The organism is Flavobacterium sp. TC780 (genome assembly GCF_056783245.1).
Genome location: NZ_JBXBAV010000006.1, coordinates 1 through 12,727 on the forward strand (window position 1 = coordinate 1; position 12,727 = coordinate 12,727).

Consider the following 12,727-nt stretch of genomic DNA (forward strand, 5'->3'; position numbering starts at 1 on the left):
AAGGTTAATACATGCTCCTGTTGTTAGGTTAACACTCTTGGTAATTAGTGAAGTTTTTATGAATGACATTTGGAAATTCTACTCCAAATAAATCAGAGCTTCCTTTTATATTGGCTTGATTTCCCCAAACAACAACACTTCCTTTTACACTTCGACAAGCACTTCCTGATCCTAAACGGGCTAGGAAAGAAGCTTTTTGGTAAAAGTATTCTTCTGTCATTTCTGGATTTAATGATTTCTCCAGACTCATGAAATTCATTGCCAAAGCTGCCATTCCAGATGCCGAAAAGGCTATTCCTGAACTATGTGGAAATGTATTTTGAGTATCAATTGTGAAAATGATAGTCTTTCAAGAAAGGTAGATAGATAAAAACACGCTCTAGGAATTTCTGGATCTTAGGTTTGAAATCTTCTTTTGGTTTTCCTTCAAAAAGAAAATGAATGAAAAGCCATCATTTGTCTCAGCGAGCGGAGTCGAAGTGTTTTTTTTAAAAGTTCATTTTAGTAATCGGTTTTGCAGTTGTTTAATGTGAAACTAACAGATGGATTAGCCGGAATTTGATTGTCTTTTTTCCCCCAATATTTTACTAAAGCGATGTTACTTGGTGCGCTCCACTCGAAGTTGCCTTTTGTTATATCTGAAGTATATTTTTTTGGAATAAAATCGTTTGCTGTAAACATAAAATAAAAAATTTACGCAAAGATACTTTTTTTGAATTATACCTTTTACACTTTTTGATAGCCTATAAAAATGTTTACCTTTATTAACTCAAAAATATAGTATAAAATGAATAAAATCGCTCAAATTTTAGCGGTTGTTGTTACGTGTCTTGCTATTGGGTATTTTTCTGGAATAGTGACAAGATCTAGTATTGATACTTGGTATCCAACTTTGATTAAACCAAGTTTTAATCCTCCTAATTGGGTTTTTGCCCCTGCTTAAAGTTTGCTTTATCTTTTGATGGGTGTCGCGGCTGGATTAGTTTGGGATCGAATTGAGTATGAAAAAGAAGCAGATTTAGATTTCATTGGTTTTCTTTGCTATACAATTAGCTCTTAATGCTTTGTGGTCGTATTTGTTTTTTGGGTTGATGAATCCATTATTGGCACTTATTGAAATTTTTGTACTCTGGTTAATGATCTATGAAACTCTTTTGAAGTTTATTAAAATTAATAAAGTCGCAGGATACCTTCTTGTTCCTTATTTGCTTTGGGTAAGTTTTGCAACTATCTTAAACGCTAGTATTTGGTGGCTTAATAAATAAGTTTACAGTTTCAGTATTCAGACTAATGTTGTTCTGAATACTGGAATTAATTTTTATTTTCGTTGCTTTTTATTTTCTTAAATTCTTCGTTTTTAGAATATAAAAAATCCATTGTAGAAAGAATATTACTGTGTTCAAGGATTTTTATCGACTTAGGGTCAGCATCACAAAATTCAAGAAAAAGTTCCTTTTCTTCTGGATTTAGTTTTAAGTCTTTCGTGAAAAAATCTGGATTCAATGTTGTTTTTGCATGTTGAATAAAATCTATTTTTGGTGTTTCTATTTTTCTTTCTTTTTCTTTTTTAAATATGTTATAGATTTGTTTACCAAGACGAACAAAATCAGTTCCAAGATCAATCGGTGCTGTGCCATCTTTATAGCCATCAATTTTCATCCCTAGTTTGGCTCTGGATTTATTTAATTTAATTTCTTTGATTTCCTCTTTGGTTATAAATACCGGTTTTGGTTTTTTAGATAAAATAACCACTTCATTTAATTCTTCTGGTTTTGGAAGCATCTTTACAGTAAGATTGTTCGTTTCAATATTTTCCTGAGTTATTTTTAGCCTTTTAAAAAGATAATCATTGGAGAAAAATATTAAGCTGTCTTTTACATTTACTAAAATCGCGAATTCTCCCTGTTCATTTGTAGTAGTACTAGTTTTAGATGTTTTATTGATTATTTCTACATTTTCCAGGAGTGTAGTCTCTGATGAAACTTTTCCTTTTAAGAGCTTTTCTGTCTGTGAAACACCAAGTTGGAAGGTAAATAAAGAAATTGTAGTAAGTAATTTTGTTTTCATCTATAAGTAGTAAGTTAGAAGTGAAATTATTAGAGTTGTCTTAAGTAAAACTTATGGAATTTCTAAAGTCTTGTTAATTCAGTTTTTAGTTTACAGTTTCAGTACTCAGTGTCAGTTTCCGGACTCGAACTGAGTACTGCGGCTAAATAGCAACTGGTACTGAAAAATGGATACTGAATACTAAATTTTTTCTTTTTGTAATTTCTTAAATTCTTCGTTTTTAGCATATAAAAAATCCATTGTAGAAAGAATATTTTTGTTTTCTATGAGTGTTTTAGACCTAGGATCGGCATCACAAAATTCTAGGAAAAGCTCTTTCTCTTCTGGATTTAGTTTTAAGTCTTTTGCGAAAAATTCGGAGGGACATGTTGTGTTTACTAGTTTCTTAAAATCTAATTCAGGAGTTTTATTTTTAGATTTTTTATCTTCTTTGCGTTTGAATAAACTTAAAAGACCATTTCCCATGGCAATAAAATCCATCCCATTTGTAATAGTTCCGTTGTAAACGCCTGTGTATTTTTGTAAAGAACTAGTGTTTTTTTCTAGTGCTATTTCATTAGATGATTTTACTGTGGCACCAATATGCGGGAGTTTTATAGTTGTAATTACTACTTCGTTTAATTCTTCTGGTTTTGATACCAGATCAACTGAAATGTTGTTTTTACGGATGTTTTCCTGAGATACTTTTAGTCTGGTGAAAAAATAGTCTTGCTTAAAAAAAATTAAGCTGTCTTCTGCACGTACTAGAAATTGAGAATTCTCCTAAGGCATTTGTTTTGGTAGTTGTTTTGGCAGTTTTGTTAATTACTTCTACATCTTTAAGTGTGTAGTTTTGTGAAGTAACTTTCCCGTTTAATAATTTTTCCGTCTGAGAGAAACCAACCTGATAGGTTAATAATGAAATTGTAGTAAGTAGTTTTACTTTCATATAGGGTTAATTAGTTGAAAGTAAAATTATTATAATTATCTTAAGTAAAACTTATAGAATTCGTAAACTCTTGTTAATTCGGTTTTTAGTCGCAGTTTAGAAAAATTAGTACCAGTCGTAGTATTTAGTGTTGAAAGTGATGACTGGTACTGAATACTAAATTGCAGTAATTTTATCCAAGAATCGATCTAATTCACCATTATTTACTAAAACTGGTCCATGACCAAAGCATAATATTTTTGGTTTTAATGCTGCTAGTTTTTTTATTGATTCTCTGTTTTGTTGTCTATTAGTTGTGAACAAACTCGGAGGTTCATGTAATCCAGGGACTGTAGTTAATAAATTCATGTTGGTCATTACATCACCAACGATAAGAAGTCTGTCGTTTTCTCTAAAAAAAGATAAATGTCCTGTAGAATGCCCAGGGGTTTCAATTACAGTAAATCCGCCTACTATATCTCCTTCTTTAATAATTTTGGTTACTTCGCAGCCTTTTCCAGCCCATATTTTTGCTTGAAATTTAGAAATTATATTGTTTGGATTTGGGTATTCGGTAGTTACATTTCCGCTTTCGGCTGCTTGTTTTTCGGGTTCGCTACACCATAAAGGGATTTTTAAAGTATCACAAATAATTTTACTGCTTCCCTGATGGTCGGCATGAGCATGGGTAAGTACGTGAGTATTTACTTTTTTGTCTTTTAGAGCATTTAAAATTTTAGATGCTGAACTTCTTATTGCGGCATCTATAAGTACATCTTCAATTAAATAACAATTAATACTATTGCGAGGTAATACCGAAATTTGGTAAACGTCTTTGGCTATGTTTTTCATCTTTTGTCAAAATTTATTATTGGTCAAAGATGAAAAAACGAAACATCAATCTATTTGATAAATGTTAAGAAATACTTTGACGAATGCGACTTAAAGATTCGGGTGTAATACCCAAAAAAGATGCAATGTAGATAAGTGGTGTACGCATAATTATCTTAGATGGTGCAGTTTGTAAAAAAGTAAGGTATTTTTCTTTAGCAGGGATCATTTGCAATTTTAATACTCTATCTGCCATACACAAGTAGTTTTGTTCTGCTAGAATTCTTCCTACACGTTCCCAATTAGGAATTTCATTATATAATTGTTGCATTCTTTCGTAATCTATCGAGAGTACTTCGCATTCTTCAATGCATTGTATATTCTCAAAAGAATGGGTTTGGTTTATAAAACTGGAGTAGGAGGCAATAAAGCCATCATCACAGCTTAGGTAGGTTGTTATTTCTTTTCCGTTTTTTAAATAATAAACTCTAGCCAATCCGCTGATAATAAAGTAAATCTTGTTACTCGTTTTTCCAATAGTAGCCAGGTATTCTTTGGGTTTGAAATTATCATATTCAAAACAAGAAACCACCTTTTTAATTTCTTCTTCGGTAAAAGGAGCAATTGCCTGTATTTGTTTTTTTAATGAAATTGAATTCATAGTTGGATTTTCTTAAATACTGTTTGCTACAATAAAACCGCTTGTCCATGCATTCTGAAAGTTGAAGCCTCCTGTAATAGCATCTATATTTACAATTTCTCCAGCAAAATATAATTTTTCATGTAATTTACTTTCCATGGTTTTAAAATTGATTTCTTTTAAATCAATTCCGCCTGCAGTTACAAATTCTTCCTTGAAAGTGCTTTTTCCGTTTACTTGGAAAGTTCCATTTGTTAATTGATTCGCTAAATTTTGAAGTTGAATTTTAGATAAATCAGCCCATTTGGTTTCAGCTTCGATAGTAGATGCTAAAACTAAACTTTCCCATAATCGGTTTGGGAAATCAAAAGGAGATTTTTTAGAAACAGCTTTTTTAGCATGTTCTTGTTTTAATTCTTTTAGTGTTTTTTCGGCATCTTCGGTATCGACATCATTTAACCAATTTACAAAAATGGTAAATTGATAATTTTTGTCATGCAAAATGCGCGCTCCCCAGGCTGAAAGTTTTAAGATTGCTGGGCCACTCATTCCCCAATGTGTAATTAATAAAGGCCCAGTCGATTCTAGTTTGGTATCTTTTACCTTCACGGTTACTTGAGCAGCAACACCAGGTAATTCTTTTATTCTTGGGTCTTTTATATTAAAGGTAAATAGGGAAGGGACAGGGCTTACTATGGCATGCCCAAAAGTTTGTAGCATTTCCCATATTTTAGGATTGCTTCCCGTGGCCAAAATTAATTTCTCGGCAATGTAATTCTGGTTTTGTGTTTCGACTTTCCAGAAGTTTTCTTTTTTAAAGATAGATTGTACACTTTGACCCGTAAGTACTGTAATACCTAATTTTGCAGTAGCTTTTAAAAAACAATCAATAATAGTTTGTGAAGAATTAGATACAGGAAACATTCTTCCATCATCTTCAATTTTTAGTTCTACGCCGTGTCTTTCGAACCATTCGATAGTATCTCCTGAACAAAATTGATGAAAAGGACCTCGTAGTTCTTTTTCACCACGCGGATAAAATTTAACCAATTCATTGGGTTCAAAACAAGCATGCGTTACGTTACAACGACCTCCGCCTGAAATACGAACTTTTGTAAGTACTTCTGATCCTCGTTCTAAAATAGCGACTTTTAATTTTGAGTTTCTCTCTACAATATTTATTGCTGTAAAAAATCCTGCTGCACCGCCACCTACTATTATTATATCAAAATTTTGAGTCATATTTTTATTTTAACCTCTAAGTATCTTTGTCAAAGTTCTAAATTTTGACAAAGATTATAAGAATTGGTTTTATATTCTGTCAGGAAAATCACTAATAATCCCGTTTATGTTGTATGCTTTTATTCTTGCAATATCCTCCTTTTCATTGATTGTCCAAGGGAAAATCTGAAAGCCTTTTTCTTTTATTTGTATTGTGTTCTCTTTGTTTAGCAAATTAAAATCGGGATGAATTGCTTTTGCTTTTATGCTTTCTGCAAAAGTAATAGCCGAATCAATATCAGTTTCGGTTAAAACACCAATAGAAATTTCTGAATTTAGATTATTAATTCGTTGTAAAAAATCCCATTCAAAACTGGATACAATAAAAGAATTGTAATTCCAGTTCTTTTCTGAAACATATAATTCGATTAATGCAACTACAGCATCAGCAGTTCCTTGAGCTTTTAATTCTATATTAATAAAACATTGTTGGTTTACTAGATCAAAAACTTCTGGTAATGTTGGAATCTGTAGTTTGTTTTCTATTCGGAACTCTTTTAATTCCTGCAAAGATAATGTATTTACAAAACCTTTTCCGTTAGTAGTCCTGTCAATAGTTTCATCGTGAATTATGATAATATGACCATCAGAACTGAGGTGTACATCTAGTTCAATACCATCAGCATGTAAGTCTAATGCTTTCTGGAATGCCTTTAAGGTGTTTTCGGGTTCGTAACCTCTTGCGCCACGATGTGCTATTTTAAGAATTTCACTCATAGTTTTACAAAAGTAAACAAAATGATGTCGATTTTAAAAGTGAACCATAAAGACGCGTTAATCTATTAGTGGGCTTTATTAATTATCTATCTGTACGTTTTTACGTATATTTGTTAAAATACAAATTATGAAAACAGTTAGCGTTACCGAATTTAGAGGAAACATTAAAAAGTATCTTGATATTGCTGAATCTGAAAAGTTAGTTATACATAGAAGTAAAGGTCGCTCTTTTGTGGTTATTCCTTTAGAAGAGGAAGACGATGAGTGTTTGCTAAGTGATAACAAAAAATAGCGATAGATGAAGCTTTAGAAGATGTTGCTAATAACAAAGTACATTCTCATCAAGACGTTATGGAAGAAACTAAAAAGCGCTTCCCTTATTTGTAAAAAAGATTCGTTTTGTGATTTAACCGCAAAGGGAGCAAAGTCTGACGCAAAGTCCGAAAAGTTTTAATTAAAAAAGAATAGCCACAGATTATGATGACTTGAACAGATTTAAAAACCCGTTTAATTATTATAATCTGTGGCTAAATATATTGTGGTTTAGCTACAAAGAATGTAAAACTTACCTTTTTATTCCAGTTCTAATACTATTGCAGATTTTGGTTCTAAAATAATTTCTGATGTTAAATCGAATGTTTTTCCTGTAAGGATGTCTTTTCCGGATTTAAAATTCTTGATGTTTTCTTTAAAACGATTTGTTTTAATGGTTTGCTCTTTTGCATTGTTATTGAAAACAACCATTACAGTTTTAGCATCTGTATATCTGAAATAAACATAAGTGTTATTTTCTGGAATATAATGTGTCATTTTTCCGAAATGAACCGCTTCATTTGTTTTTCTCCAATTGAATAGTTTTGATGTGAAATCAAAATATTCAGATTGTTTGGCTGTTCTGCCTGCTGCAGTAAAAGCATTGTTTTGATCGCCGTTCCATCCACCAGGAAATCTTGACGTATGCCGCCATCACCTTGACTTTTGTCTCCACCCATTCCAATTTCTGAACCATAATACAATTGCGGAATTCCACGAACGGTTGCCATTAATGTCATTACCAATTTGTATTTAGCGATGTCATATTTGTAAAGATCATTGATCCTACTGGTATCATGATTTTCTGCAAAAACCATAATGTTGTTTGTATTTGGATATAGATAATCTAATGCAAAATTATTGTAAAATTTAATCATACCATTGTCCCAAGTTGCTTCGTCTTCATTAAATGCAGACCCAATTTGATTGTGTAAGGTAAAATCCATTACACTTGGTAAATTTGAATTGTAATTTTGTATTGCACCAATTTTACTGTCTTTTTGCCAATAGGCTAGATTGGCTTGATTGTGCATCCAGATTTCTCCAACAATATTAAAGTTTGGATATTCATCTGTTACTGATTTTGCCCAATTTGCCATTGCTGTAGGATCAGAATAATTGTAAGTGTCTACTCTGAATCCATCAAGATTTGCATATTCAATCCACCAGATAGCGTTTTGAGTTAGGTATTTTGCAACTAGAGGGTTTTTTAAATTTAGATCTGGCATTGAAGGAACAAACCATCCATCGATACAAACTTCTTTATCCAATTTTGAAGCGTGAATATCAGTAATTACTTCACGTCTGTGATGCGTTTGTGTGTAGTTTTCAAATTGATTAATCCAAGATTTTGTTGGTAAATCTTTAATCATCCAATGTGTGATTCCCCAGTGATTGGTCACGTAATCCATAACCAACTTCATGTCTCTTTTATGCATTTCATTAGATAAACGAACATAATCCTCATTTGTTCCATAACGCGCATCGATTTTGTAAACATCAGATTGTGCATACGTATGATACGAATGTTCTTTGTCGTTGTCTTCGTTTAATGGTGTGTTCCAGATTGCTGTTGCTCCTAGAGAAGAAATATAATCTAAGTTCTGGATGATTCCTTCGATATCACCACCATGACGTCCGCCAGGAATTGAGCGATTTGCTTTTTCTACTAATGAAGCATCGCTATCGTTTTTAGGGTTTCCATTGGCAAAACGATCAGGCATGATTAAGTACATCATATCTGATGCGTCGAAACTTTTGCGTTGAGCAGAATTTTCTCTTCTTTTCTTTAAGGAGTATTTTTGTGTGTATGCAACTTTGTTTTTGTTTTTAAATGAAAAAACGAACTCTGATGCAGGTATGTTTTTAGTGTCGATTGTTACGAAAATGTAGTTAGGGTTTTCGGTTTTTTTAATGTCTTTAATGACTACATTGTTAGAAACAGAAGGTTCATATTGTGCAATGTTTTTTCCGTAGAACATGATTTGAAGTTCAGGATTGTTCATGCCTGCATACCAAAATGGAGGTTCTGTCTTCTGGATTTGCGCTTTTACAGAAGCAGAAAATAATAGAACCACTAAGAGGATTCTATATAATGTTTGGTTTGTTTGAAGTGGTATTCTCATAATTTGTTTTTTTTAATTCGATTAAAACAAGATCGATTTTTTCTGCAAGACTTTTAAATCTTGTTGGGATGTTCTCAACTCAATGGCTTTGTCTGTTTAAAACTTATTTTTGGTGCAATTTTTTTAGCACGTAGCTTTTACAGATTAACCAGATTTATGTTGATTTTTATTTTTCTGTAAGTCTTCTAAAAACTCTGGGAGATAAAATATTTTGACTCTTTTGAAAAAAAGACAAGCAATTTAGAGGATTACTTGTCTTTTTTAAGAATTATTTAGTTTCGATTATGCTAATTGCATAACCACCACCTGGAACTGATAACTGTGATAGTTTTGATTTATTTGTTACCGCTATTTTTTTGATTGTGTAAGCTTGTGGATTTGTTTTGTAATGTGCATCTTTTGCATCAGCATAAATTGTTGCTGTGTATTTCTTTCCTTTTTCAAGGAAGTTAAAATTGATGTTTGATGTACGGCTTACATCTCCGTTTACGTTACCTACAAACCAGTTGTTGGTACCTTTTGCTTTACGAGCGACTGTGATATAATCACCTGGTTCTGCTTCTAGGTATTTACTTTCATCCCAATCGATAGCAACATCTTTGATGAATTGAAAAGCATCAGCAAATTTGTTGTAGTGCTCAGGAAGGTCTGCTGCCATTTGTAATGGGCTGTACATAGTAACATATAATGCTAGTTGATTTGCAATTGTACTATTTACATGTGATTTGTTATCTGGATTAAGTTTGCTGATATCCATTTCAAAAATACCAGGAGTATAATCCATTGGTCCACCAATTAATCTTGTAAATGGTAAAACTGTAACGTGATTTGCTTTAGATCCACCAAATGCTTGGTATTCTGTTCCTCTTGCTGATTCGTTACCGATTAAGTTAGGGTATGTTCTGCTAATACCTGTTGGGCGAACTGCTTCGTGAGCATTAACCATAATTTTGTATTCAGCTGCTTTTTCTAACGCATATTGATAATGGTTTACAATCCATTGGCTGTAATGATTTTCACCTCTAGGTAAAATATCTCCTACGTAACCACTTTTTACTGCATCATATCCATTGTCGTTCATGAATTTGTATGCTTTGTCCATATGGCGCTCATAATTACGAACTGAACCTGAAGTTTCATGGTGCATAATTATCTTTACTCCTTTTGATTTTGCGTAAGCATGTAATCCTTTTACATCGAAATCTGGGTAAGGAGTAACGAAATCAAAAACATAATCTTTTGAGTGACCAAACCAGTCTTCCCAGCCTTCATTCCAACCTTCAACTAAAACTGCATCAAAACCATTTAAGGCTGCAAAGTCGATGTATTTCTTAACATTAGCATTAGTTGCTCCATGGGTACCATTTGGTTTTGCTTTTGAAAAATCTGTTACACCAAGTTGTACTGTTGGAAAATCATTTGTATATGACCAAGAACTTTTTCCTGTGATCGTTTCCCACCAAACACCTACATATTTAACTGGTTTATCGAAGATGTATCTTCAATTTTACATGGGTCGTTTAAGTTCAATGTCATTTTTGAATCAAGAATTTCTGTTGCATTATCGCTAACAATAATTGTTCTCCATGGAGAATGATTCGGCGCTTGCATATGTCCTTTATCACCTTTTGCATCTGGAGTTAACCATGATTCGAATATCATGTTTTTATCATCTAAATTTAAATGCATACATGAATAATCAATTAATGCAGCTTCGTGAAGATTGATATATAATCCTTCAGCAGTTTTTAGCATAAGTGAAGTTTGTACTCCTGTTGGAGAAAAAGACTTTTGTGAAACGTTTGCTGTATATGCTTTTTCAGCTAATCCACGAATTTCTGATAATTTTGATTTTGTGTAATCATATTCTTGTGTGTCATAATCACCAGGAATCCAAAATGCAGTATGGTCACCCGTCATTGCAAATTGTGTCTTTTCTTCTTTGATTACGAAATACGTAAGGTTTTTTTGTGTTGGAAATTGATAACGGAATCCAAGTCCGTCATTGAACAAACGAAAACGGATTAATAATTGTCTGTCTGTTCCTTTTTGGTTTAATGTAACAGCTAATTCATTATAATGATTACGAATCGTAGCTACTTCTCCCCAAACTGGTTTCCAGTTTTCGTCGAAAGTTGTTGTTTTTGTATCAACAATCGTAAAGTCATTCAATAATGATTTTTTATCATCTTTAAGCTCAAGACCCAACTTACTGGATTTTACAACCTCTTTGTTTTTGTATTTAAGATTGTAAGTTGGAGTTCCATCGCTTTGTAGCGAAAACTCCATGACAAATTTTCCTTCAGGCGATTTTAGTTGTTGCGCTTTTGTAACGTTACAAAATGCAACTAGAATGAAGGCTGTGAAAATGAAATTCTTCATGTTGTTAAATTAAAAAATGTTATAAAAATAGATATAGATACTAGTATTTATGCTGTTACATATTTATTAGCTACTACGGTTTGGCCATTAACGACAATGGCTAATTCATGGTCTCCATCTACAGAAAACGTTGTTTCGTTATGGTTTATTGATACAGTTAGAATTTGATTTCTAAAGTTGATTTTAAATGAATATCCTGTCCATTCTTTTGGAATTTTTGGAGAGAAATGTAAAGTATCATTTTTTACACGCATTCCTCCAAAACCTTCTACAATACTCATCCAAGTTCCTGCCATTGATGTAATATGACAACCTTCTTCTACCTCTTTGTTATAATCGTCTAAATCTAAACGAGACGTTCTTAAGTAAAATGTATATGCCATATCCATTTTGTCTAAAGCAGCCGCCTGAATGGAGTGTACGCAAGGCGAAAGTGAACTTTCGTGTACAGTAAATGACTCGTAAAACTCAAAATTACGCAATAGTTCTTCTTTAGAGAAATGTTCTTCAAAAAAGTAAAAACACTGTAAAACATCGGCTTGTTTGATGTATGGTGAACGCAATACACGATCCCAAGACCATTTTTGGTTTATAGGACGTTGTGAGCGGTCTAGATCTTTTACAGGAACTAAATCTTTATCTAAGAACCCGTCTTGTTGTAAGTAAACATTTAGTTCTTCTGAAAATGGGAAGTACATATTGTTAGCTACTTTTTTCCATTCTTGAATTTCGTTTTCAGTAAGTTGTACTTTTTCGATAATTCTGTTATAGTCAGCTGGATATTCAGCTGCTACTTTTATAATTTGTTCTTCGGCATAATCGATACACCATTTAGCAATATAGTTGGTATAGAAATTATTATTGATATTATTTTCATATTCGTTTGGACCTGTAACTCCTGAAAATCACATATTGATTTTTGTCTGTAGAGAATGGCTTCTTTGGTGCAAAACGTGCAATACCGAACTAATACTTCTAATCCTTTTTCGGGAATATAAAGATAATTTCCTGTGTAACGGTTGTAATTAAAAATAGCAAAAGCGATCGCACCATTTCTGTGGATTTCTTCATGTGTGATTTCCCGATTCGTTATGGCATTCTTCACCATTCATAGTTACCATCGGGTATAAAGCAGCTCCATCTTTAAATCCTAAATTGTCTTTAGCATTTTCAATAGCTTTGTCCAACTGGTTGTAGCGATATGTCAATAAATTTCGAGCAACTTGCTGGTCTTTCGTAGCCATGTAAAACGGATGCAATATGCTTCGGTATCCCAATAGGTTGATCCACCATATTTTTCTCCGGTAAAACCTTTTCGCCCAATATTTAATCGGTTATCTTTTCCTGAGTAGGTTCGGTTTAACTGAAAAATATTGAAACGAATTCCTTGTTGAGCTTTTACATCACCTTCGATGGTAATGTCTAGGTGCTGCCTCCCTAACAACAGGAGCATGTATTAACCTT

8 protein-coding genes and 5 pseudogenes are annotated in these 12,727 nt (G+C 32.7%); 2 read left to right on the top strand and 11 right to left on the bottom strand.

Features of this window, described 5'->3' with window-relative positions; genetic code table 11:
- Positions 1-34 precede the first annotated feature (34 nt).
- Positions 35-681, bottom strand: a pseudogene (locus AC1RYN_RS00350) (diphosphomevalonate decarboxylase); the annotation flags it as partial.
- 106 nt (positions 682-787) lie between these two features.
- Here AC1RYN_RS00350 and AC1RYN_RS00355 point away from each other — a divergent pair.
- Positions 788-1,265, top strand: a pseudogene (locus AC1RYN_RS00355) (TspO/MBR family protein).
- A 46-nt stretch (positions 1,266-1,311) separates the two neighbouring features.
- On the opposite strand, the gene AC1RYN_RS00360 reads toward AC1RYN_RS00355, so the two are convergent.
- The 7 genes from AC1RYN_RS00360 to AC1RYN_RS00390 form a co-directional block, all read right to left on the bottom strand.
- A complete protein-coding gene (locus AC1RYN_RS00360; RefSeq protein ID WP_481805380.1) occupies positions 1,312-2,067 on the bottom strand; it encodes a carboxypeptidase-like regulatory domain-containing protein in 756 nt (251 codons plus the stop codon).
- A gap of 180 nt (positions 2,068-2,247) precedes the next feature.
- Positions 2,248-2,547 (bottom strand): hypothetical protein, encoded by a 300-nt coding sequence (locus tag AC1RYN_RS00365; RefSeq protein ID WP_481805381.1) that lies wholly within the window; start codon positions 2,545-2,547, stop codon positions 2,248-2,250.
- Between the two features lie 232 nt (positions 2,548-2,779).
- Positions 2,780-2,995, bottom strand: coding sequence for a hypothetical protein (locus AC1RYN_RS00370; RefSeq protein ID WP_481805382.1), 216 nt, complete (start codon positions 2,993-2,995; stop codon positions 2,780-2,782).
- A gap of 156 nt (positions 2,996-3,151) precedes the next feature.
- Positions 3,152-3,826 (bottom strand): MBL fold metallo-hydrolase, encoded by a 675-nt coding sequence (locus AC1RYN_RS00375; RefSeq protein ID WP_481805383.1) that lies wholly within the window; start codon positions 3,824-3,826, stop codon positions 3,152-3,154.
- Positions 3,827-3,890: 64 nt separating this feature from the next.
- Complete coding sequence (locus AC1RYN_RS00380; RefSeq protein WP_481805384.1) at positions 3,891-4,466, bottom strand: Crp/Fnr family transcriptional regulator; 576 nt, start codon at positions 4,464-4,466, stop codon at positions 3,891-3,893.
- A 12-nt stretch (positions 4,467-4,478) separates the two neighbouring features.
- On the bottom strand, positions 4,479-5,687 hold the full coding sequence (locus AC1RYN_RS00385) for a BaiN/RdsA family NAD(P)/FAD-dependent oxidoreductase (protein ID WP_481805385.1): 1,209 nt from the start codon (positions 5,685-5,687) through the stop codon (positions 4,479-4,481).
- Positions 5,688-5,756: 69 nt separating this feature from the next.
- The gene (locus AC1RYN_RS00390) at positions 5,757-6,443 is read right to left on the bottom strand and encodes a glycerophosphodiester phosphodiesterase (RefSeq protein ID WP_481805386.1); all 687 of its coding nucleotides are present in this window, start codon (positions 6,441-6,443) and stop codon (positions 5,757-5,759) included.
- Between the two features lie 127 nt (positions 6,444-6,570).
- On the opposite strand from AC1RYN_RS00390, the gene AC1RYN_RS00395 reads away from it, so the two are divergent.
- Complete coding sequence (locus tag AC1RYN_RS00395; protein WP_481805387.1) at positions 6,571-6,735, top strand: type II toxin-antitoxin system Phd/YefM family antitoxin; 165 nt, start codon at positions 6,571-6,573, stop codon at positions 6,733-6,735.
- Between the two features lie 281 nt (positions 6,736-7,016).
- On the opposite strand, the pseudogene AC1RYN_RS00400 reads toward AC1RYN_RS00395, so the two are convergent.
- The 3 pseudogenes from AC1RYN_RS00400 to AC1RYN_RS00410 form a co-directional block, all read right to left on the bottom strand.
- Positions 7,017-8,881 (bottom strand): annotated as a pseudogene (locus AC1RYN_RS00400) (glycoside hydrolase family 13 protein).
- Between the two features lie 268 nt (positions 8,882-9,149).
- Positions 9,150-11,263: pseudogene (locus tag AC1RYN_RS00405) on the bottom strand (glycoside hydrolase family 97 protein).
- A 47-nt stretch (positions 11,264-11,310) separates the two neighbouring features.
- Positions 11,311-12,686 (bottom strand): annotated as a pseudogene (locus AC1RYN_RS00410) (glycosyl hydrolase family 65 domain-containing protein); the annotation flags it as partial.
- Between the last annotated feature and the right edge of the window lie 41 nt (positions 12,687-12,727).

Excerpts from the sequence above, each read along its gene's own strand:
- AC1RYN_RS00360 (WP_481805380.1), bottom strand. The coding sequence starts at position 2,067 with ATGAAAACAAAATTACTTACTACAATTTCTTTATTTACCTTCCAACTT.
- AC1RYN_RS00365 (WP_481805381.1), bottom strand. The coding sequence starts at position 2,547 with ATGGATTTTATTGCCATGGGAAATGGTCTTTTAAGTTTATTCAAACGC.
- AC1RYN_RS00370 (WP_481805382.1), bottom strand. The coding sequence starts at position 2,995 with ATGAAAGTAAAACTACTTACTACAATTTCATTATTAACCTATCAGGTT.
- AC1RYN_RS00375 (WP_481805383.1), bottom strand. The coding sequence starts at position 3,826 with ATGAAAAACATAGCCAAAGACGTTTACCAAATTTCGGTATTACCTCGC.
- AC1RYN_RS00380 (WP_481805384.1), bottom strand. The coding sequence starts at position 4,466 with ATGAATTCAATTTCATTAAAAAAACAAATACAGGCAATTGCTCCTTTT.
- AC1RYN_RS00385 (WP_481805385.1), bottom strand. The coding sequence starts at position 5,687 with ATGACTCAAAATTTTGATATAATAATAGTAGGTGGCGGTGCAGCAGGA.
- AC1RYN_RS00390 (WP_481805386.1), bottom strand. The coding sequence starts at position 6,443 with ATGAGTGAAATTCTTAAAATAGCACATCGTGGCGCAAGAGGTTACGAA.
- AC1RYN_RS00395 (WP_481805387.1), top strand. The coding sequence starts at position 6,571 with ATGAAAACAGTTAGCGTTACCGAATTTAGAGGAAACATTAAAAAGTAT.